Origin of the sequence: Streptosporangium sp. NPDC000563, assembly GCF_040299985.1 — a bacterium.
In the GTDB taxonomy this organism is placed as follows: domain Bacteria; phylum Actinomycetota; class Actinomycetes; order Streptosporangiales; family Streptosporangiaceae; genus Streptosporangium.
In genome coordinates this window covers 396,073-415,975 of sequence record NZ_JBEPDA010000003.1, presented here as the reverse complement: position 1 = coordinate 415,975, position 19,903 = coordinate 396,073, and the positions used below count along the sequence as shown (strand labels likewise).

20 protein-coding genes are annotated in these 19,903 nt (G+C 70.9%); 13 read left to right on the top strand and 7 right to left on the bottom strand.

Annotated elements, in window-relative coordinates; translation table 11 throughout:
• Window positions 1–8 precede the first annotated feature (8 nt).
• From ABT352_RS12555 to ABT352_RS12545, 3 genes are all read left to right on the top strand, one after another.
• Window positions 9–791, top strand: coding sequence for an SDR family NAD(P)-dependent oxidoreductase (locus ABT352_RS12555; protein ID WP_350944753.1), 783 nt, complete (start codon window positions 9–11; stop codon window positions 789–791).
• Between the two features lie 318 nt (window positions 792–1,109).
• Window positions 1,110–1,307 (top strand): DUF397 domain-containing protein, encoded by a 198-nt coding sequence (locus ABT352_RS12550; RefSeq protein ID WP_350944751.1) that lies wholly within the window; start codon window positions 1,110–1,112, stop codon window positions 1,305–1,307.
• 514 nt (window positions 1,308–1,821) lie between these two features.
• On the top strand, window positions 1,822–2,655 hold the full coding sequence (locus ABT352_RS12545) for an ATP-grasp domain-containing protein (protein ID WP_350944749.1): 834 nt from the start codon (window positions 1,822–1,824) through the stop codon (window positions 2,653–2,655).
• A 6-nt stretch (window positions 2,656–2,661) separates the two neighbouring features.
• Here ABT352_RS12545 and ABT352_RS12540 read toward each other — a convergent pair whose 3' ends face one another.
• On the bottom strand, window positions 2,662–3,423 hold the full coding sequence (locus ABT352_RS12540; protein ID WP_350944748.1) for an SDR family oxidoreductase: 762 nt from the start codon (window positions 3,421–3,423) through the stop codon (window positions 2,662–2,664).
• A gap of 507 nt (window positions 3,424–3,930) precedes the next feature.
• On the opposite strand from ABT352_RS12540, the gene ABT352_RS12535 reads away from it, so the two are divergent.
• The 5 genes from ABT352_RS12535 (at window position 3,931) to ABT352_RS12515 (ending at window position 9,766) form a co-directional block, all read left to right on the top strand.
• Window positions 3,931–5,604 carry an ABC transporter substrate-binding protein gene (locus ABT352_RS12535; RefSeq protein ID WP_350944746.1) on the top strand — a complete coding sequence of 558 codons (1,674 nt, stop codon included), beginning with the start codon at window positions 3,931–3,933 and terminating at the stop codon, window positions 5,602–5,604.
• Window positions 5,605–5,610: 6 nt separating this feature from the next.
• Window positions 5,611–6,645: an ABC transporter permease gene (locus ABT352_RS12530; protein WP_350944745.1), complete on the top strand. Its 1,035-nt coding sequence runs from the start codon at window positions 5,611–5,613 to the stop codon at window positions 6,643–6,645.
• 83 nt (window positions 6,646–6,728) lie between these two features.
• Entirely contained in the window at window positions 6,729–7,646 is a 918-nt protein-coding gene (locus tag ABT352_RS12525) for an ABC transporter permease (protein WP_350944743.1), read from the top strand.
• 13 nt (window positions 7,647–7,659) lie between these two features.
• Window positions 7,660–8,670 (top strand): ABC transporter ATP-binding protein, encoded by a 1,011-nt coding sequence (locus ABT352_RS12520; protein WP_350944742.1) that lies wholly within the window; start codon window positions 7,660–7,662, stop codon window positions 8,668–8,670.
• A 109-nt stretch (window positions 8,671–8,779) separates the two neighbouring features.
• Entirely contained in the window at window positions 8,780–9,766 is a 987-nt protein-coding gene (locus ABT352_RS12515; protein ID WP_350944741.1) for an ABC transporter ATP-binding protein, read from the top strand.
• Window positions 9,767–9,776: 10 nt separating this feature from the next.
• Here the strand turns inward: ABT352_RS12515 and ABT352_RS12510 are convergent, their stop codons facing one another.
• The gene (locus ABT352_RS12510; protein WP_350944739.1) at window positions 9,777–11,075 is read right to left on the bottom strand and encodes a DUF2252 domain-containing protein; all 1,299 of its coding nucleotides are present in this window, start codon (window positions 11,073–11,075) and stop codon (window positions 9,777–9,779) included.
• 213 nt (window positions 11,076–11,288) lie between these two features.
• On the opposite strand from ABT352_RS12510, the gene ABT352_RS12505 reads away from it, so the two are divergent.
• The gene (locus ABT352_RS12505) at window positions 11,289–12,062 is read left to right on the top strand and encodes an SDR family oxidoreductase (RefSeq protein WP_350944737.1); all 774 of its coding nucleotides are present in this window, start codon (window positions 11,289–11,291) and stop codon (window positions 12,060–12,062) included.
• 53 nt (window positions 12,063–12,115) lie between these two features.
• Here ABT352_RS12505 and ABT352_RS12500 read toward each other — a convergent pair whose 3' ends face one another.
• Together ABT352_RS12500 and ABT352_RS12495 are read right to left on the bottom strand one after the other, a co-directional pair.
• Entirely contained in the window at window positions 12,116–13,153 is a 1,038-nt protein-coding gene (locus tag ABT352_RS12500; protein WP_350944735.1) for a 1-aminocyclopropane-1-carboxylate deaminase, read from the bottom strand.
• A gap of 40 nt (window positions 13,154–13,193) precedes the next feature.
• Window positions 13,194–13,844 carry a GntR family transcriptional regulator gene (locus ABT352_RS12495; protein WP_350944733.1) on the bottom strand — a complete coding sequence of 217 codons (651 nt, stop codon included), beginning with the start codon at window positions 13,842–13,844 and terminating at the stop codon, window positions 13,194–13,196.
• Between the two features lie 125 nt (window positions 13,845–13,969).
• Between ABT352_RS12495 and ABT352_RS12490 the strand changes: the two genes are divergently transcribed.
• The gene (locus ABT352_RS12490) at window positions 13,970–14,698 is read left to right on the top strand and encodes an alpha/beta fold hydrolase (protein WP_350944731.1); all 729 of its coding nucleotides are present in this window, start codon (window positions 13,970–13,972) and stop codon (window positions 14,696–14,698) included.
• Window positions 14,699–14,734: 36 nt separating this feature from the next.
• Here the strand turns inward: ABT352_RS12490 and ABT352_RS12485 are convergent, their stop codons facing one another.
• The gene (locus tag ABT352_RS12485) at window positions 14,735–15,265 is read right to left on the bottom strand and encodes a BTAD domain-containing putative transcriptional regulator (protein ID WP_350944729.1); all 531 of its coding nucleotides are present in this window, start codon (window positions 15,263–15,265) and stop codon (window positions 14,735–14,737) included.
• Window positions 15,266–15,468: 203 nt separating this feature from the next.
• On the bottom strand, window positions 15,469–15,822 hold the full coding sequence (locus tag ABT352_RS12480; protein WP_350944728.1) for a hypothetical protein: 354 nt from the start codon (window positions 15,820–15,822) through the stop codon (window positions 15,469–15,471).
• A gap of 136 nt (window positions 15,823–15,958) precedes the next feature.
• On the opposite strand from ABT352_RS12480, the gene ABT352_RS12475 reads away from it, so the two are divergent.
• The 3 genes from ABT352_RS12475 (at window position 15,959) to ABT352_RS12465 (ending at window position 18,352) form a co-directional block, all read left to right on the top strand.
• A complete protein-coding gene (locus ABT352_RS12475; RefSeq protein ID WP_350944727.1) occupies window positions 15,959–16,705 on the top strand; it encodes a GntR family transcriptional regulator in 747 nt (248 codons plus the stop codon).
• Between the two features lie 272 nt (window positions 16,706–16,977).
• Entirely contained in the window at window positions 16,978–17,634 is a 657-nt protein-coding gene (locus ABT352_RS12470; protein ID WP_350944726.1) for a GNAT family N-acetyltransferase, read from the top strand.
• A 43-nt stretch (window positions 17,635–17,677) separates the two neighbouring features.
• Entirely contained in the window at window positions 17,678–18,352 is a 675-nt protein-coding gene (locus ABT352_RS12465) for a copper homeostasis protein CutC (protein ID WP_350944725.1), read from the top strand.
• Between the two features lie 162 nt (window positions 18,353–18,514).
• Here ABT352_RS12465 and ABT352_RS12460 read toward each other — a convergent pair whose 3' ends face one another.
• Complete coding sequence (locus tag ABT352_RS12460) at window positions 18,515–19,789, bottom strand: DUF6986 family protein (protein ID WP_350944724.1); 1,275 nt, start codon at window positions 19,787–19,789, stop codon at window positions 18,515–18,517.
• Window positions 19,790–19,903 lie beyond the last annotated feature (114 nt).

Sequence of the window (19,903 nt, the reverse complement as noted above, 5' to 3'; positions counted from 1 at the left end):
CTGCCGTCATGACGAACACCATCGACATCGCACCCATCGGCCTGCTCACCGGCAAGGTCGTGTTCATCACCGGCGCCAGCCGCGGCATCGGGGCGGCCGCGGCCCGGCTCTTCGCCTCCGAGGGGGCCGCCGTCGTGCTCGCCGCCCGCAGCGCCGATGCCCTCCAGCGGATCGTCACCGAGGTCCGCGCCGACGGCGGCGTCGCGGACGCCGTGACAGTGGACCTCGCCGACCGGGCGAGCATCCGCGCGGCGGTCGACCACGTCGAGAAGCTGCACGGCCGGCTCGACGGCGCGTTCAACAACGGCGCGGCGATCCAGCAGCCTGGACCGCTCGACACGACGAGCGACGAGGACATCGAGGAACAGTTCGCGGTGAACTTCCGCGCGCACTGGACCGCGATGACAGCCGAGGCCACGCTCATGCGCCGGGGCGGTGGCGGGGCGATCGTCAACACATCGAGCATCGGCAGCCGCCGCGCGAACCCGGAACTCCCCGCGTACGGCGCGATGAAGCGCGCGCTCAACAGCATCACCGAGACCGCCGCCGTGACCTGGGGACGGCAGGGGGTCCGCGTGAACGGCATCACCCCCGGCGGCACCGCGACGCAGATGATCGACGAGTGGGAGGCGGTGTCCCCGGGTGTCGTCGAGCGCATCAACGCGAGCATCCCGCTCGGCCGGATGGCCGAGCCTCGCGAGGTCGCCGAGGTGGCGGCGTGGCTGCTCAGCGACCGGGCCTCGATGGTGACCGGCGCGATCGTGCCGGTGGACGGCGGCGCCGGCGCCTGAGTCCGGGCCAATCCGTGATTCGAGCGGTTACCGAGACCGGCTCTAGGGACAGGCCGGTTCGGAGGACAGACATCGCCTGCGGGTTAGCCCGGCCAGGGACCGCAGTCGGCGCCCCCGCAAGACGTGCCCCTTGCCTCACAAGGGGCACGAGCGCCGGACTCGACGGCGCATTGCCTGCCGGACTACCGGGGGAACCCGGCGCTACGTCGGGGTGTTCGACTACCTCAGAGCAGCGGCACTCAGTCCGGCGGATACGGCGGTTATGCTGATGAACGCGTCAAACAACCTGGTGTGAGTGTCCAGCGGAAGGGCCGTGCGATGTCCGACCCGGTAGACCCGACCAAAGCCGTGTGGCGAAAGAGTTCGCTCAGCGGAGGCAACGGAGACTGCGTCGAAGTCGCGGACCTGGGTGATGCAGTGGCCGTCAGGGATTCCAAGGACCACGAAGGCCCCAAGCTCGTCTTCGCCCGTAACACCTGGGCGGCATTCGTGACCGACCTGAAAAACGGCGCGTAGGCCATAGCGCAACCAAAGTTCCACAGCGGGCCGGTCCGGTCTGCGTCTTTCGCCTGCTCCGACGACATCGACCATGTTGCCCGTACCTGATCGACCCTGAAGTGGTGCGTGAGACACGCGTCAGCTACGGCGGTCGACTCTGGGTGGTCCCGTCGTGAGGGCTTCAGCATCGGAGAGGGCACTGGGCGGCCGGAGAGTGAGCGACTACGGTCCGCACGCGGTACGGCGGGGTGGGGGAGCGCGGAGGTGGGTGGGTGCTCCGGCCGGCGTATAAAAGCCCGCAACCGTCGCGCCCGAGCAGGCCGGAGGCCTGAAACACCGGGGAGCAACTGAGACGGCCGGCCGGAGCACCCGCCCACCGGAGCGCGCACCTCGGATCAGCCGGAAAACAGCCGCAGCGCACACCCAACCCACCCGCCACCCAAGAACACGACCCAGACCGGCCCGCAGCCGACAACACGGCCATAGGTAAGGTGCCTTATGTCCAATTGATACTGACATAAGGGGATACCCCATGCCTGCTTCCGTGGCGTACGTGACCTTCACGGATCCGGACAAGGTCGATGACGAGAAGGGAATCGCCGTCGCCGCCTGGGCCGATCAAGGGATCACCGGTCACATCGTGCGCTGGGACGACCCCGAGGTCGACTGGGCCGCGTTCGACGCCGTCGTGGTCCGCACCGCCTGGGACTACGTGACGAGGCGTACGGAATTCCTCGACTGGGCGCGCCACGTGGAGTCCGTCACCCGGCTGCTCAACCCGGCCGCCGTGCTGGAACGCAACACCGACAAGGTCTATCTGAAAGACCTGAAGGCGCCGATCATCCCCACCTCCTGGGTCGCGCCCGGCGAGACCGCGGACCTCCCGCACCTCGACGAGTACGTGGTCAAGCCGTCGATCTCGGCCGGAGCCCGCGACACGATCAGGACCACGGACCGTGCACTGGCCGAGGAGCATGCCGCCAAGCTGGCCGCCAACGGCCGGACCGCGATGATCCAGCCGTACCTGGACATGGTCGAGGGCGAGGGGGAGACCTCGCTGCTCTACTTCGGCGGCCGGTTCAGCCACGCCGTCCGGCGCAGCCCGATGCTGACCGAGAACGCCACCAGGCCGGGACAGGGCGACGGTCACGGGGAGCTCCGCACCCCCGATCCCGATCAGTTCGCGCTCGCCGAGCAGGTGCTCGGCGAGTTTCCCGAACTGCTCTACGCCCGGGTGGACCTGGTCCGGCTGGCCGACGGCAGCCCGGCGCTCATCGAGATCGAGCTCGCCGAGCCCTACCTGTTCCTGTGCTACGCGCCCGACGCCGCCGCGAACCTGGCGACCGCCCTGGCCAAGGCGATCTGACAAAAACTACGCGCAGCCGGAGATGCCGCCGTCGACGGGGATCACGGTCCCGGTGAGGTAGGCGCCGGCGCGTGAGGACAGGAAGATCGCGGTGCCGGCCATGTCCTCCGGGCTGCCGATCCTGCCCAGCGGGACGTGCGAGGCGACGGCCGCGCGCATCGCCGGGTCGTCGAGCGCGAAGGCCATCATCTTCGACTCGAACGGCCCGGGAGCGATCGCGTTGACCGTGATCGACTCTCCCGCGAGCCGCTGGGCCAGGTGCCGGGTGAGCATGTGCACGGCCGCCTTCGCCGCAGAGTAGGCGTAGTTCTCCATCGCCGGGACCCGGAGCCCGTCCACCGAGCCGATGTTGATGACCCTGGCCGGGTCCTCCGGGCTCGCGGCGGCGCGCAGCAGCGGCAGGAACCGCTGGGTGAGGTGGAACACGCCCTTGACGTTGATCCCCCAGAGCTTGTCGAAGGCGTGCTCGGGATACTCCTCCAGCGGCGCTCCCCAGGTCGCCCCGGCGTTGTTGACCAGCACGTCGAGCCGCGACTCCCGCTCCGCGACCGCCTCGAACAGCGTGGACACCCCCTCCTGCGTGGACAGGTCGGCGGATATCGCGGTGCACCCCAGCTCGGCGGCCGTCTTGCCGACCTCGGCCGCCTTGCGCGAGGAGATGTAGACCGTGGCCCCCGCGTCGACGAACCCGGACGCGATCATCCGGCCGATTCCCCGGGATCCGCCGGTGACGACGACCGTCTTGCCTTCCACCGAGAACAGAGTCATGTTCCGCAGCATGCCGTACCCCGCCGACCTCGTCCATACCAGCCGGTCGGTGCAGCGCATCGGCCGCCCTTTTCTCGAATGAAAATCCCTTTTGTCGGCATTCGTCCCAGGGAATCTGAAAAATAATGTCGCCAAATAAAACGAGAGTGAAACAATCTTCCACCGCCCGTTGACACGCACTGTTTGTATGGTGTGCCTTCGTTGTCAGGGAGTCACCGATCCGGAGGTGGGTACGGCATGCTCAGAAGGGGTGCGCGCCTGGCGGCGCTGAGCCTGGGACTGTCAATGGCACTCTCGACAACGGCACTTCCCATGGCGCACGCCTCACCCCCGGAACCCCCGGAACTCCCGGTGCACCTCCCGTCGTCTCCAAGGCACTTCCCCCCACCTCCTGAACGCCCTCCCTCTCCCCAGCCCCTCACTCTCTCCGCCGCGCGGGCGTCGCAGTCGCAGCCACAGCCGCAGAAGAGGATCGTCCGGCTGGGCGCGACGCAGAGCGTGGACTCGATGAACCCGTTCCTGGCGGTCCGGGTGGTCTCCACGTCGATTCACCGCTGGATGTACGGCTTCCTCACGGTGCCCGACTCCAAGACCCTGAAGCCCAGCCCGGACCTCGCCGAGTCGTGGGAGACCTCACCGGACAAGCTGACCTGGACCTTCACCATGCGTGCCGGAGCCACCTGGTCGGACGGCAGGCCCGTCACCGCCCAGGACGCCGCGTGGACCTTCAACAAGATCATGACGGATGACGGGGCCAAGACGGCCAACGGCCCCGCCGTGGAGAACTTCGACACCGTGACCGCGTCCGACGACCGGACCCTGGTCATCACCACCAAAAAGCCTCAGGCATCGATGCTGGAGCTGCCGATCCCGATCATGCCCAAGCACGTCTGGGAGAGCGTCCCCGACATCGGCACCTACGAGAACGAGACCTATCCCGCCGTCGGCAGCGGCCCCTACATCGCCGTCGAGCACAGGAAGAACGCCTATGTGAGGCTCAAGGCCAACCCGTCGTACTGGCGCGGCGCTCCCGGCATCGACGAGCTGCACGTCGTCTTCTACGAGAATCCCGAGGCGGCGATCGCCGGTCTGAAGAAGGGCGACATCGACTGGATCGGCCGCCTGCAGGGCCCGCAGTTCCAGGCCCTCGCGAACGACGCGAACATCACGCAGTGGAACACCCAGGGCCGCCGGGCCGCCTACCTGCAGTTCAACCCGGGCGCCGCGACGGCCGACGGCGAGCCGATCGGCGACGGGCACCCCGCGCTGAAGGACGTCAGGGTGCGCCGGGCCATCCACCACGCGATCGACAAGAAGACCCTCGTCGAGCAGGCGCAGAACGGTCTCGCCGTACCCGCGGACGGTTCGATCGTCCCGCCGATGTACCAGGAGTTCTTCTGGAAGGCCGAGGGCGAGGCGGCCGTCGCCTTCGACCTGGCGGAGGCCAACCGCATCCTCGACGAAGCCGGCTACCCCAAGGGCGCGGACGGCATCCGCACCATGCCCGACGGCGGACGCAGGCTGGAGATGCGCTTCAGCATCCACACCGACGAACCCGTCGAGGACAAGATCGCCCAGTTCCTCACCGGCTGGCTGAAGGACATCGGCATTCAGGTCACCACCCGCAAGCTCGACTCCAACAAGTTCACCGAGGAGACGGGCAGCACGGCCCTCTACGACATCGCGATCAGCGGCTGGTCGGTCAACCCGGACCCGGAGGAGGTCCTCGCCACCCACCTGTGCAGCCGCAGGCCCACCGCGAGCGGCCAGGGCGGCGGCACCGAGTCGTTCTTCTGTGACAAGGAGTACGAGCGGCTCTACCAGGCCCAGCTGGCCGAACTCGATCGGGCCGCCAGGGTCGAGCTGATCAAGCGGATGCAGGAGCGGCTCTACACCGAGGCCCCCGTCGTCGCGCTCTACTATCCCAACAACCTGGAGGGCTACCGCAAGGACCGGATCGCCGCCATCACCCCGATCCCCGAGGACAGGGGCATCCTGTACGGCGGGAGCAGCTACTGGCCGGTCTACTCGCTGCGTGCGGTGGAGCGCGTCGCCGCCCCGGCAGGGAGCGGTTCGGGAACCGGCACCGTGGTGGCCGTCGCGGCGGCCGTCGTACTGGCTCTCGGCGCCGGGGTTTTCCTCCTGCGGCGCCGCCGAGCCTCCGTCGACGACCGCGAGTAGCGGCCGATGCTCACAACACCGCAGGGGATGAGGGACGGCATCGAGGAGGGCGGTGCCCGCCGGGCCGTGGTCCGCTACGCGCTGGGCAAGCTCGGCGGGGCGCTGCTCGGCATCGGGCTGGTGATCGTCGCGACGTTCTTCCTGTTCCGCCTGATCCCCGGCGACCCGACCATCGCCTACACCCGCGACGTGCCCGTCACCCCCGACCAGCTCGCCCTGCTCAGACGGCAGATGGGCCTGGACCGGCCGCTGGGCGAGCAGTTCCTGGACTTCGTGCTGCGAACCCTGCGGCTGGACCTCGGCACCTCGTACGAGTACCGCAGGCCGGTCGCCGAACTCATCGGCGAGCGGGTGGGGCCCACACTGCTGCTGGTGGGCACCGGGCTCGCCGTCGCGGTCGGCCTGGGCATGTGGCAGGGCACGAGGGCCGCCTGGCGGCACGGAGGGCGGTTCGACCGCCTCTCCACGGGAACCGCGCTCACCCTGTGGTCGGTGCCGACCTTCTGGCTGGGGCTGCTGCTGCTCATGGTCCTCGCCGCGGGGGCGGGCCCGATACCCGGCCTGTTCCCCACCCGGGGCATGCGGGACGTCGACGCGCCCGACGGGCCGCTCTACCTCCTGCACGTCGCCCACCACCTGGTGCTGCCGTGCCTCACCCTGGTCGCCGTCGTCTACGCGCAGTACCTGCTGGTCATGCGCTCCTCGCTGCTGGACGAGATCGGCCAGGACTACGTGACCACCGCCCGCGCCAAGGGGTTGCGCGACGACGACGTGCGGCGGCGCCACGCGGTGCCGAACGCGCTGCTGCCGACGGTGACCCTGGTGTTCATGCAGATCGGCTTCGTGGTCGGCGGCGCGGTCTCGGTGGAGTTCGTCTACTCCTGGCCCGGTCTCGGCCTGCTGTTCGTCGAGGCGATCAGGGGACCCGACTACGCGGTCATGCAGGGGACCTTCATGCTCGTCTGCGTCGCGGTGATCGTCATGAACACGCTGGCCGACGTGGTCTACCACGTCCTGGATCCGAGGGTGAGGTCGGCGTGAGCACGAAAAAGGAGGACACGAGGGACACGAGCGGCAAGCGGGCAGGCGAGGCGGCCTCACCGGTAACCGCCGAGGGAGCCGCCATGACGTCGCGAACCGCCGATGACGACTCCGCGACTCGGCGCGCGATCGCCAGGACGCGCCGCCGCGCCGCGTTCGCGCGGTTCCGCCGCGCGTACGGCCGCGACAGGGCCGGGTTGTACGGCGCGGCGATCCTGCTGGTCGCCGTCCTGGCGGCCCTCGTCACGCCGCTGGTCACCGACCCGTCCGGCCTGGACGTGACCAGGGCGACGGGCGCCAAGATGGCTCCGCCGAGCGCGGGCTTCCCGCTCGGCACCGACGAGTCCGGTCGCTCGGTCCTGCTCATGCTCCTGTGGGGCGCGCGGGTCTCGCTGCTCATCGGGTTCATGTCCGCGCTGCTCAGCATGGTGATCGGTACGGTCTTCGGCATCGCGTCCGGGCACTTCCGCGGCTGGGTCTCGGCCGTGCTGATGCGTGTCACCGACTGGTTCCTGGTGCTGCCCGCCCTGGTCCTCGCCCTGGTGCTCGCGGCCGTACTCGGCGGCGGCACCTCCACGATCATCCTGGCGATCGGGGTGACCTCGTGGGCCTCCACGGCGAGGCTGATCCGGGCGCAGACGCTCGCGGTCGAGGCGAGGCCCTACATCGAGAGGTCCAGGGCGCTGGGCGCCGGGCACTGGCACGTGATGACCCGGCACGTGCTGCCGAACGTCGCCCCGCTGGTCCTGGCGAACACCACCCTCACGGTCGCCGGCGCGATCGTCACCGAGTCCACCCTCGCCTTCCTCGGCGCCGACTCCGGCCAGGTGTCGTGGGGCGGCATGCTGCGCGCCTCCTACGACTGGGGCGCGGCCACCTCGGGCGCCTGGTGGTACGTGCTGCCGCCGGGTCTGTGCATCATCCTGGTCGTCCTGGCGTTCACCCTCTGCGGGCGCGCTCTGGAGACCGTACTCAACCCACGTCTTCGGGGGGTCTCGTGACCGTACTCGACCGATGGTCTCCGGAGGTCTCGTGAGCCTGCTCGAACTGCGCGACGTGGCGGTGACCTACCGGAGCGCGACCGGAGACGTCCCCGCGGTGCGCGGGGTCTCGCTCGGACTGGCGGAGGGCGAGGCCCTCGGCGTGGCGGGTGAGTCGGGTTCTGGCAAGTCGACGCTCGCCATGTCGCTGCTGCGGCTGCTGCCGAAGAACGCGCTGGTGTCCGGGGAGATCCTGCTGGACGGCGAGGACGTGCTCACGATGAGCTGGGGGCGGCTGCGCGCGGTCCGGTGGGCGTCGGCCTCCCTGGTCTTCCAGGGGGCACAGCACGCCCTGAACCCGGTGCGCAGGATCGGCGACCAGATCGCCGAGCCGCTGCGGGTGCACGGCATGGCGACCGGCGCGGCGGCGCGGCGCAGGACGACGGAACTGCTGGAACAGGTCGGCCTGCCCGCCTGGCGGGCGCGCGGCTACCCGCACGAGCTGTCCGGCGGGCAGCGCCAGCGCGTGATGATCGCCATGGCGCTCGCCTGCTCCCCGCGCCTGATCGTCGCCGACGAGCCGACCACGGCGCTGGACGTGATGATCCAGGCGCAGGTGCTCTCGCTCATCCGCTCGCTCATCGCCGAACACGGGATCGGCCTCATCATGATCTCCCACGACCTCTCGGTCCTCGCCGCGACGTGCGACCGGCTGGCGGTGATGTACGCGGGCCGCGTGGTCGAGTCCGGTCCCTCGCGCGAGGTCTTCCTGGACGCGAGGCACCCCTACGGCCACGCGCTGGCCGAGGCGTTCCCCACCGTCGGCGACCCCGCCTCCAGGATGGCGCCGAGAGGGCTGGGCGGTGACCCGCCCGACCCGGCCCACCTGCCCGCGGGGTGCTCCTTCCATCCCCGCTGCCCGGTCTCGCTCGTCTCGTGCGCGTCGGAGCCGGTCGAGCTCAGGGTCGTGGGCCGTACCGGACCGGGTGGCGCCGAGGTGCCGCACACCGCCGCGTGCGTCCACGTCCCCGAGGAGACCCGATGACCCCGCCGGAAACGCGGGGCGCGGAGTTCTTCGTCCGCGTCCCGTGTTCCCGAGGAGGCCCGATGATCCCGCGCGACGCGTGTGTCCACGGCGTTCCCGAGGAGGCCCGATGACCCTGCTCGAAGCGCGGGACCTGCGCGTGGAGTTCGCCTCGCGCGGGCGCCGCGCCCGCGCGGTGGACGGGGTGAACCTCGCCGTGGGCGAGGGGGAGATCGTCGCGCTGGTCGGCGAGTCCGGCTGCGGCAAGACGACGCTGGCCCGCACCCTGCTCGGCCTGGAGCGGCCCGCCTCGGGGTCGGTCCGGTACGGCGGGACGCCGCTCGCCTACTCCTCACGCGCGCTGCGGGCCCATCGGCGCGAGGTGCAACTCGTTCTCCAGGACCCCACGGGATCGCTCAACCCCCGGCACACCGTCTACGAGGCGGTGGCCGAGGGGCCGCGCATCCACCGGCTGCCCGCGGAGGCGGACCGGGTCGCCTCCGCGCTGTCGCGCGCCGGGCTGCGACCCCCCGAACGGTTCTTCGGCCGCTACCCGCACGAGCTGTCCGGCGGCCAGCGCCAGCGCGTCGTCATCGCGGGAGCCCTCGCGCTGGAGCCCAGGGTGCTGGTCGCCGACGAGCCGGTGGCCTCGCTGGACGCGTCGGTGCGCGGCGAGATCCTCGCCCTGCTGCTCCGCCTCCGCGACGAGTTCGGCCTGTCGGCGCTGGTCGTCACCCACGATCTCGGGCTCGCCTGGAACATCGCCGACCGCGTCGCGGTGATGTATCTCGGCAGGATCGTCGAGGCCGGACCCGTGGAACGGATCCTCACCGCGCCGTCGCACCCGTACACCCAGGCGTTGCTCTCGGTCCTGCCGGAGTCGCCGTCACCCGTGGTGCTGGGCGGCGAGCCACCGGACCCGACCCGCGTCCCGCCGGGCTGCCGCTTCCATCCGCGCTGCCAGGTCCTCGCCTCGGGCGCGGCGGCCGAGGCGGGGGTCGACGGGTTGTGCGCGTCACGGCCGCTGCCCGTCCTGCCCTCCTCGGCCGAGGCCCAGGTCGCCTGCCACCACGCCGAGGCCCGCCGAGGGGTGGAGGTCGAAAACGGGAGACGGTGACCGGGAGAGGTCACAGACCGGGGAGGCGGCCGTTCCTGAACAGGTCGACGAAGAGACCGTGGTCGGCCCTCGCCCGCGCCCCGTAGGTGTGGGCGAACTCGACGAGGCCGCGGGTGAAGCCTTCGGTGTCGCCGTCGATCACGGCCACGATCGCGTCCTCGGTGGAGAAGTCGACCAGGTCGTGGCTGGACTCGTCGTCGGCCACCGAGTGCATCCTGGCCACGGCCCGGCCCAGGTCGCGGATGACCGAGGACAGTTCGTCCGGCTCGTTGACGTCGCCCCAGTCCAGGTCGGCGGAGTAGGGGGAGACCTCGGCGACCATCTGGCCGACGCCGTTCAGCGTGGTGTAGCCGAGCCACGGGTCGGCGTACGCCTGCAGGGCCCGCTGTGACTCCGCGGTGCGGTGGCCCTGGTGTTTGAAGTAGCCGTGCACCTTCTCGTCGGTGATGTACCGCGCGACGGCCGGCACCTGGGCCTGCTTCATGTAGAGGATGACGTCGTTCTCCAGGGCCTGGGTGTGGCCCTCAAGAAGCATGTTGTACGAGGGCAGCCCGGCCGAGCCGATCCCGATGCCGGTGCGCAGCGCGAAGTCCTTGATCGTGTGCTCGATCTCGGAGACCGTGGGAAGGGTCGTCAGATAGTCGCGGAAGGCCACCTCCACCGCCTCGCGAGTCTCCTGGTCCACCGGGTAGCGGCCGTCCATGACGGCGAACCTGCGGTCGAAGTTCTCGATGGTGGTCTCCAGCTCCAGCAGCGCCACCCGGGTGTTCAGCCGTGCGTGCTGCAGCACCCGGTGCAGCACGCCGGTGGTGGTCTCCAGGGTGAGCGAGCCGATCGCGTCGTCCCCGCCCTCCGAGATGCCGTGCAACTCGGAGAGGTAGGAGTGGGCGAACCCGGTCACCAGCTCACCGATGACGTCGTCCGACAGCGCCTTGGCGTACCCGATGAGCGCGACGCTGGCCGCGAACCGCCGCAGGTCCCAGATGTACGGGCCGACGTAGGCCTCGTCGAAGTCGTTGACGTTGAACACCAGGACGCCCGAGGCGTTCATGTAGGTGCCGAAGTTCTCGGCGTGCAGGTCGCCGTGGATCCAGACGCGTCGCGTCTGGTCGTCGAGGAAGGTGTCGTCGGCGAACTCGCCGGTCATGTCCGCGTAGAACAGGCAGGCGCTGCCCCGGTAGAAGGCGAAGGGCGAGGCGGCCATCTTCCGGAACTTGCGCCGGAAGGCGGCGGGGTCGCGCTTCATGGAGTCACCGAACTCGGTGATGAGGACGTCGAGAATGCGCGCCGAGCGCCCATCGGTGGTCATGGTGGGCAGATTAGGTCGCGGGACCGAAATTCCGCCAGGGCCGGAGTATTACGGATCTGGAACGCGCCAGGGAACCGCTCCCGCTCCCATCCGGTGCGCGGGCTCCGGCACGGCTGTCCGAAAGGCGGAGAGACATCGACAGGCACGCCGGTTGATCATAGATTCGCGGGAAGCCGAGGGGCGCGGACGGGGAGCGGACGCGAAGGCACGGTCGTGGAGTTCACGGGAGAGGCGGAGGCCGGTATGGCGGTGCTCGAAGGCAGGACGGCGGTGGTCACCGGGGGGTCCAGGGGCATCGGCCGGGCGATCGTGGAGCGCCTCGCCCGCGACGGGGCGGACGTCGTCTTCGGCTACGCGAACGCCGCCGTGTCCGCGAGCGAGGTAGAGGAGACCGTCAAGGAGGCGGGCGGCAGCGCCCGCGCCGTCCAGGTGGACCTCGCCAGGCGCGGCGCCGCGGAGTGGCTGATGGAGACCGCCGGGCAGGTCCTCGGCGGCCTCGACATCCTGGTGAACAACGCCGCGCTGAGCTTCACCCCGATCTCCATCGCGGAGACCAGCGAGAAACTGTACGACCGCGCCATGGCGGTCAACGCCAAGGCCGCCTTCCTCACCATCCGGTACGCCGCGAGGCACATGCGCGACGGCGGCCGCATCGTCAACATCTCCACTCTCAACACCGTCCGCCCCGCAGCCGGTATCGCCCCCTACGCGGCGAGCAAGGGCGCGCTCGAACAGCTGACCGCCGTCGCGGCCCGCGAGCTCGGCGGGCGGGGCATCACCGTCAACACGGTCTCCCCGGGCGCGACGGACACCGACCTGCTGCGCGGTACCAACCCGGAGAAGGTCCTGACCGAGATCGCCGCGCTCACCCCGCTCTCCCGCCTCGGCGCGCCCTCGGACATCGCGGACGTCGTGGCCTTTCTGGTGGGACCCGACGGCCGCTGGCTCACCGGCCAGAACCTCCAGGCCAACGGCGGCCTCAGCTGAGCCGCGCGGTCCACGACGTCGAGGAGACGTCCGAGCGCGAGCCGTGAGCGGGGTCAGGTGACCGGGCCCGTGTGGGTGAACAGGGCGCTGTAGGCGTTCAGCGCCGGCTGGCCGCCCAGGTGGGCGTACAGGACGGTGGAGTCACGGGGGATCTCCCCGCCGGTGACGAGGTCGATCAGGCCGGCCATCGACTTGCCCTCGTAGACCGGGTCGATGATCACGCCTTCCAGCTCACCGGTGAGCCGGATCGCGTCCAGGGTCGACCGGACGGGGATCCCGTACAGGTCGCCCGCCCACCCGTCGAGGATGGTGATCTCGTCCTCTCTCAGGGGGCGGCCGACGCCGATGAGCTCGGCGGTGGCCCTCGCGATCCGGGCCACCTGGTCGCGGGTCTCCTCGAGCTTCGCGCTCGCGTCGATCCCGATCACCCGGCGTGGCCGGCCGCCGGCCTCCTCCAGGGCGGCGAACCCGGCGATCATGCCGGCCTGGGTCGAGCCGGTGACCGCGCAGACCACGACGGTGTCGAAGAAGACGCCCAGCTCGCGTTCCTGCTCCGCCACCTCGTACGCCCAGTTCGCGAACCCGAGTCCGCCGAGCCGGTGGTCGGAGGCGCCCGCCGGGATCGGGTACGGCGTGCCGCCGCGCGCCTTCACGTCCTCGATCGCCCGGTTCCACGAGTCCTTGAAGCCGATGCCGAAGCCGGCCGGGTCGAGCCTGACCTCGGCGCCCATGATCCGGCTCAGCATGATGTTGCCGACCCGGTCGTTGACGGAGTCGGGCCAGTCGACCCAGTTCTCCTGCACCAGCACCGCCTTCAACCCCAGCGACGCGGCGACGGCGGCGACCTGGCGGGTGTGGTTGGACTGGTATCCGCCGATCGACACCAGTGTGTCGGCACCATGGGCGAGCGCGTCGGGGACGATGTACTCGAGCTTGCGGGTCTTGTTGCCGCCGTACGCGAGCCCGGAGTTGCAGTCCTCGCGCTTCGCCCAGATGGACGCCCCGCCGAGATGCCGGGTGAGCCGCGGCAGCGGATGGACGGGACTCGGCCCGAAGGTCAGCCGGTGGCGGGGGAAATCGGACAGGGTCATGCTCGCTCCACGGTGGCGGGGAAATCGGACAGGGGCATGTTCACTCCTCGGTGGCGGGCAGCGTGTGCCAGGTGTCGAAGGCGATCGCCGCCGCCTGGTCCGCGTCTCCGGCGGCACAGAGCCGGATGAGGTTGTCGTGCCGGGTGAGGGATGCACGCCCGCCCAGCGAGGAGAAGCGCAGCCGCTCGGCGCGGCGCAGCACCGGCGTGAACTGGTCGAGGACCGAGGTCAGGGCCCGGTTCGAGGCCACCCGCACGGGGATGCCGTGCAGTTCGTCGTCGGCGAGCAGGGCCGCCTCGATGTCGCCCTGCTCGATCGCCGCGCGGAACCGGTCGTTGGCCTCGCGCATCGCGTCGAGGTCGGCTTCGGTGAGACCGCCCACCGCCTCACGGACGGCGAGTTCGTGCATCGCCGCCACCACGTCGCGGGCCTCACGGATGTCGCGCAGGTTCAGCGAGCTCACCGTCGTGGAGCGTCCCGGCTGGGCCACGACCAGCCCGGCCTCCGCGAGCCGCAGCAGCGCCTCGCGGACAGGGGTGCGGCTGACCCCGAGCCAGGCCGCCAGCTCGACGTCGCGTAACTGCTCGCCCGGCGCGAGGCTGCCGTCGACGATGGCGTCGCGCAGGCGCTGGTAGACGTTGTCACGCAGGAGATGCCGGTCGATGGCGGGCGTGTTGTGCGGGATGGGCATGCAATATATTGCGCACACCGAGCGGGAAACTTCAAACCGGGCCGCGAGGTTGACGGTGCTAGCAATATATTGCATATTTCCCTCATGAGCGGCAGCCGTCGCCCCCTTATCGAGAGGAAATCCCGATGAGCACCACGTCCCGCGAGCCCACCGTCGTCCTGGTCCACGGCGCCTTCGCCGAGTCCGCGAGCTGGAACGGCGTGGTGGCCGACCTCCGGCGCCGCGGCTATCCGGTCATCGCCGTCGCCAACCCGCTGCGCGGACTGCGGGAGGACGCCGCCTACCTGCGCAGCGTGCTCGACAGCCTCACCGGCCCGATCGTGATCGCCGGCCACTCGTACGGCGGATCGGTGATGAGCGAGGCCGCCGACGGCGCCGACGGCGTCGTCGCGCTCGTCTACATCGCCAGCTTCAACCTCGAGGTCGGCGAGAGCACCGGCGAGCTGGCGGCCAGGTTCCCCGGCGGTGAGCTCGGCCCCGCCCTGTACCAGGTGCCGTACCCGGCGGCCGGTGGGGGCACCGGGACCGACCTCTACATCCGGCAGGACGGGTTCCGCGAGGTGTTCGCCGCCGACGTCGACCCGGGGACGGCCGCGCTGATGGCGGCCACGCAGCGGCCCATCGAAGCGAACGCGCTGGCGGACAAGGCGACCAGGGCTGCCTGGAAGACCATCCCGTCCTGGACCATGGTCACCACCCAGGACCTGGCCATTCCCGCCGAATCCATGCGCTTCATGGCCAAGAGGGCGGGGTCGACGACCGTCGAGATCGACGCCTCCCACGCCGTCACCGTCTCCCAGCCCGCCGCCGTCGCCGACCTCATCGACGCCGCCGCCCGCGCCACCGCCTCCTGACGAGGCCACACTGCCGCCGCACGATCCCGGAGCGGCTCACCCGGCCGGAGTCCATCGCGAACGGAAATGTTCGCGGCGGTGCGTGGTCCGGCCGGGTCGGCGCTCGTAGTCCTTCGGGGTGATGGCGTTCGCCGTCCGCCGGATGCCCTTGGCGATCAGGCCCTTCCACGGCACGCAGGGCGGAAGCTTGTGGTTCTGGCCGACGAACCAGGCCATGAGCCGGCTCTCGGGGGACCACCCACCTGCCCACCCCGTCGCCCGCCCCCGGCATCCCGCCGCGTACTCGCGCATGGCCTCCTCGTACTCGTACGAGGAGGCCATGCGCGGTGGTCGCCGCCCGCGGGGGCCGGTTCCCGCGGTTCGGGCACCGCGGCCCGGTGCTCGCCCCGCTGAAGGGTCGGCCTCGATGCGGTCCTCCGGGGCGCCGAGCCCGCGCTCCTCCGGTCGCGGGACCAGGGCCCGCACGGAGGTGGCGTCCGCGGCGTCGGCGAGCGCGGGTCCCCGCCACAGCTCCAGGGCCTCCCGAGGCGGTACGGAGGGTGATCGTCTTCCCTCGCGTGGTCCCACGTCTTCCGCCCCAGCGGGTCGCCCGCCGTCGGAGGCGGAGGTGAGGGGAGGCGAGCGATCACGTCCCGGCGGGTCCCTGTTCCGTCAGAACGCGTTTCCGTGATGGGAAGCGCGCCCTGGCGGGCGTGGGGGACCCGCCAGGACGCGTTCCGCCCCCGGCGCGGCGACGGAGGACCCCGGCGAGGGATGGGGTCCTCGGTCCGCTAGTCGCGCTCGGAGCCTGTGGCGGCGAAGGCGCGGACCGAAAGGTCCGCCGCCTCCTCCGGGAGGTCGTCGTCGGGTGTGGGCCGCCGGTAGTGCCGTGAGATGAGACGGGCCGCTCCCGCCGGGTCGTCGGCCGGGTGGGACGACTCGATGCCATCCTCATTCCAGACAAACAACCCGTTTTTACACCAAACGGTTAGATCGGTCATTACCGAGAGCACGGACATGCCGTTTCCGTTGCTCTGGTAGGTGTGGGTGAATCCCTGACGGTGCAACGCGTAACGCAGCAGACGCGTCGCCTCGCGGGGCTCACGCCAGGGCGCGTGCGGCGTGTTCGTGCGGACCGACAGCACCGGCTTCCACCCCCTCGTAGACCTTTCGGTGGATTTGTACCAACGATTGGATGATGCGGGTCTTGGGAGGTTGGGTCAAGGGGCTGTTCCCCACTAGAACCAGATCGTCTAGTTTTGTTGGCACAAAGGGGACTTAATGGCACGGTCAACGCTGTATCAACAGGTGGCCTCCGACCTGCGGAGGACCATCTACTCCGGTGCGCTCGGACCGGGAGATCAGCTGCCGACCGAGGCGGAACTCATGCTCGTGCACCAGGTGAGCCGCAACACCGTACGGCTCGCCCTCGGCGAGCTCGTGAACGAGGGCCTGGTCACCCGCACCCCCCGCAGGGGCACCGTCGTGAGGGAACGCCGCCCGCTGCTCATGCATCCCCAGCGCGAGCTGCAGCCGCGGCGCGAGGAGACCATGGAGGCCTTCGCCTGGGCCGTCTCCCAGGAGGGGCGCGCGCCGAGCCAGGAGATCGAGGTCTCGATCGTGCAGCCGGCCGAGGAGATCGCCAGCAGGCTGGAGCTCTCCGACGAGGAGCTCGCCGTGGTCCGCCGCAGGCTGCGCTTCGTGGACGGCCAGCCGTACAACACCAACGACTCCTATTTCCCCCTCGCCCTGGTCGCGGACTCCGAGATCACCCGCCCCGGTGACATCAAGCGCGGGGCGAACAAGGTCCTGGAGGAACTCGGCCACCGCCAGGTGCGGGTGGTGGACGACATCTGGGCGCGGATGCCCAACAGCGCCGAGAGCGAACGACTCCAGCTCCAGCTCGGCACGCCGGTCGTCGTCTACATCCGGGTCGGCTACGACGAGGACGACACCCCCGTGCGCGTGGCGGTCTCCGTCCTGCCCGCGGACAAGCACCTGATCCGGTACGAGCTGGAAAGCCGTTGACGTCTCCGTGACCGCCCTGACGGGCCGGCCGCCGTTCCGCCCGCGCCGCGGGCGAACACAGGGTCGCGCCCGCCGGGTGGCTAGACGCCGCTCTCCGCGCCCGCCCGCGCCTCTCGTTCCGCTGGGCCTCTCCCCGCCTCCTCTCCCCGGCGCGGCCCCGCCGCTCACCCCAGACCCCTAGGCATCCGCCTAGCCCGGCATGGCTGCCGTGCGCCATCACATGGTCACGCTCCGTGTCATCTCACGCACCAAACGCAACGAAGGGATGAACCATGCACTCGAACACCGCCAGTCCCACCGCCACGCGCCCGTTCACGCTGCGCAGGGCCACGGACGGTGACCTCGACGGAGTGCTCGCGCTCCTCGCCGAGACCGCCGGATGGCTGAACGGCCGCGGCGTGCGGCAGTGGCCCGCGGACGGCTTCCCCGCCGGGCGCATCACCCCGCTGATCGGCGAGGGGGTCCTGTACCTGCTGGAAAGGCAGGCCGAGGAGGAGAGGCCGGACCTGGACGCCGACGACGGACACGTCCGGGAGGGCGGACCCGTCGCCACCCTCGCCCTGGACGGCCACGCCGACCCCGAGTTCTGGAGCCGGGACGACGATCCCTCCTCGGCGCTCTATGTCCACAAGCTGGCCGTGGCGCGCGACCACGCCGGTACGGGCCTGGGAGAGGCGCTCCTCGACTGGGCGGGCCTGCGGGCCCTGGCCTTGGGGAAAAGATGGCTCAGGCTTGACTGCTCCAAGGACAACTCAAGGTTGCAGGACTACTATCGGGGACAGCGTTTCGCGCATCTCCGCACGGTCGACCTGCCGCACCGCGCCTCCGGCGCCCTGTTCCAGCGGCCGGGGGGCCTGCGCGCTCGCGCGTCCGGCCTCGCGCTGCCCTTCTCGGACCGGCGCGGAGCGTTCGTCCCCGAGCATGTCTGAACCACGGCGATCCCAGGACAAAACCATCCGATAACCTCCATCCATGACCGGATCCTTACTTGAGGTGATCACGCTCGACGTGCGTGACGCCGTCGCCGCGGAAGCGGGCGGCGCCGATCGCCTGGAGGTCGTCGCCGACATGACCTCCGACGGGGTCACCCCGGCGGTGGAGACGGTCGCGGCGATCTCCAGGAAGTGCGCGCTTCCTCAGATGGTGATGTTGCGCGCGGAGGCGTCGTTCCTGGCCACGCCCGAGTCGCTGAAGGCCCTGAGCCGCGCTGCCAGGGCCCTCGCCGACGCGGGCGCGGCCGGGTTCGTGTTCGGCTTCCTCGACGAGGCGGGAGCGGTCGACCTGGCCGCCACCGAGACGCTCATCCACGCGGTCGCGCCGCTGCCCTGGACCTTCCACCGGGCGGTGGACCACGCGGCCGACATCCAGGCGAGCTGGCGTGCCGTCCGTCTCCTGCCCAACCTCGCCACCGTGCTCACCTCGGGTGCGCCCGGTGGCGTGGCGGACGGGCTGCCGGTGCTCAAGACCCGGTGCGAGGCCGGCGACGGCCCGCTGATCATGGCCGGGGGTGGGTTGCGGCCCTGCCACGTCGGAGCGCTGATGGAGTACGGCGTGCGGGCCTTCCACGTCGGCAGCGCCGTGCGGGCGTCCTGGTCGGACCCGGTCGACGCCCGCCGGGTCCGCGAGTGGCGCACCCTGATCGACTGAGCCCCGCAGGGCCTCGTCGGGCCTCGACGAGGCCCCGTGGGGGCGCGATGATCGGCCGCGAGAGACGGTGGGATCCCCGCCGTGCCACCCGGATCGGGCCTCCCCCGGGGGAACCCGTGCCCGGCACCCGTGGCCGAGACCGGACCCTGGAGGTGACCGGGGTCAGGCCGGTGGCTTCGCGAGGCCGTCGCCCAGTGCCAGGTCGGCGCGGCGGAGAGCGGCGGCCATGGTCTTGACCGTGGCGGGCTCGTCCATCACCCCCTCACCGGCGTCGCGCCGCTCCTCCCAGGCGCGTACCCGGTGGGCGTACTCCCCGTACCGGGACAGGTGGAAGGCATAGACCGCCGCGTACCGGCTGACCAGGTGTGACGGGTGCATGTCCCAGCCCTGGTAGAAGCCGTGCTTCAGGGAGTGCCCGACGAGCTCCGCGTGGCGCCGCCACAGGGCCCGCACGTCACTCCCGCCGTCCGAGGCGGGAGAGGCGGCCAGCGAGCCGTCGGACAGCTCCACCCCGGTCCCGGCGAAGACGGTCTGCATGACGTGTCTGGCGTGGTCGCAGGCGGGGTGGTCCAGCCGCTGCTCGTGCGGTGGAAGGGCGCAGCTCGCCGTGTAGTCGAAGACACCGAAGTGGGCCGCGGCCAGCCTGCCCCGCAGGGAGGTCACCAGGCCCGCGTCGAGGAACAGCACCGTCTGCGGCGCCTCCACCTGGATCTCGAACCTCAGCGCGCCCCGGCCGAGACCCAGTCCGTCCTCCAGCACGTCGAGACAGTCGGCGAACTGGTACAGGTAGTCCCTCATCAGCACCTTCGGGAAGGTGACCACGAAGCCTTCGGGCAGGTGCCCGGCCCGATCGAGCACGCCGGTGAGGAAACCGTCCAGGGTCCTGACGGCGCGGACCGGGTCGCCGTCGGCGAACGACTTCACCCGCAGTCCCCAGCGGCGGGGGAGCGTCCCGGCCGCGTGCATGGCCGCGATCGCCTTGGCGGCGGAGGAGGCGTGGCCGTCCTCCTCCCCGGGGCGCGTCCCGTAGCCGTCCTCGAAGTCGATCCGCAGGTCCTCGACGGGCTCCCCGGCGAGCTTGGCGGCCACCATCCGGTGCACGGCTCCGGCGACGTCCTCGCCCGCGCCGAAGGGCGCACCGAGGGGGGCGCCGGGGGCACCGGGGGCACCGGGGGCACCGGGGGCACCGAGAACAACGCCGGGGGTCGTGCCGAGGATCACGGCGAGGTCGCCCGCCGGCAGGTGCCGCCGGAACAGCTCCAGCGCCGCGTCCCCCCACTCCCGCGTCGTCCCGGCGTCGAACCGGTCGGCGGGAACGTAGACCGTGTGCACGGGCTGCCAGTCGGCCGGTCGGTACGGGTACAGCGCGGACTGCTCACGGTGGGTCTGCTCGAAACCCGGGATCAGGGCGGACGGGTCGGCGAGCGTGACGCGCATGCTGGTGCTCCTCCTGGACGTGCCGGTTCGCGCGGGGGCCGGTTCGGGGCGGGCGTGCCGGTTCGACCGGGGCGCGAGTGCGAAATCGCCCGGTTCACCGACCATTCCCGACTT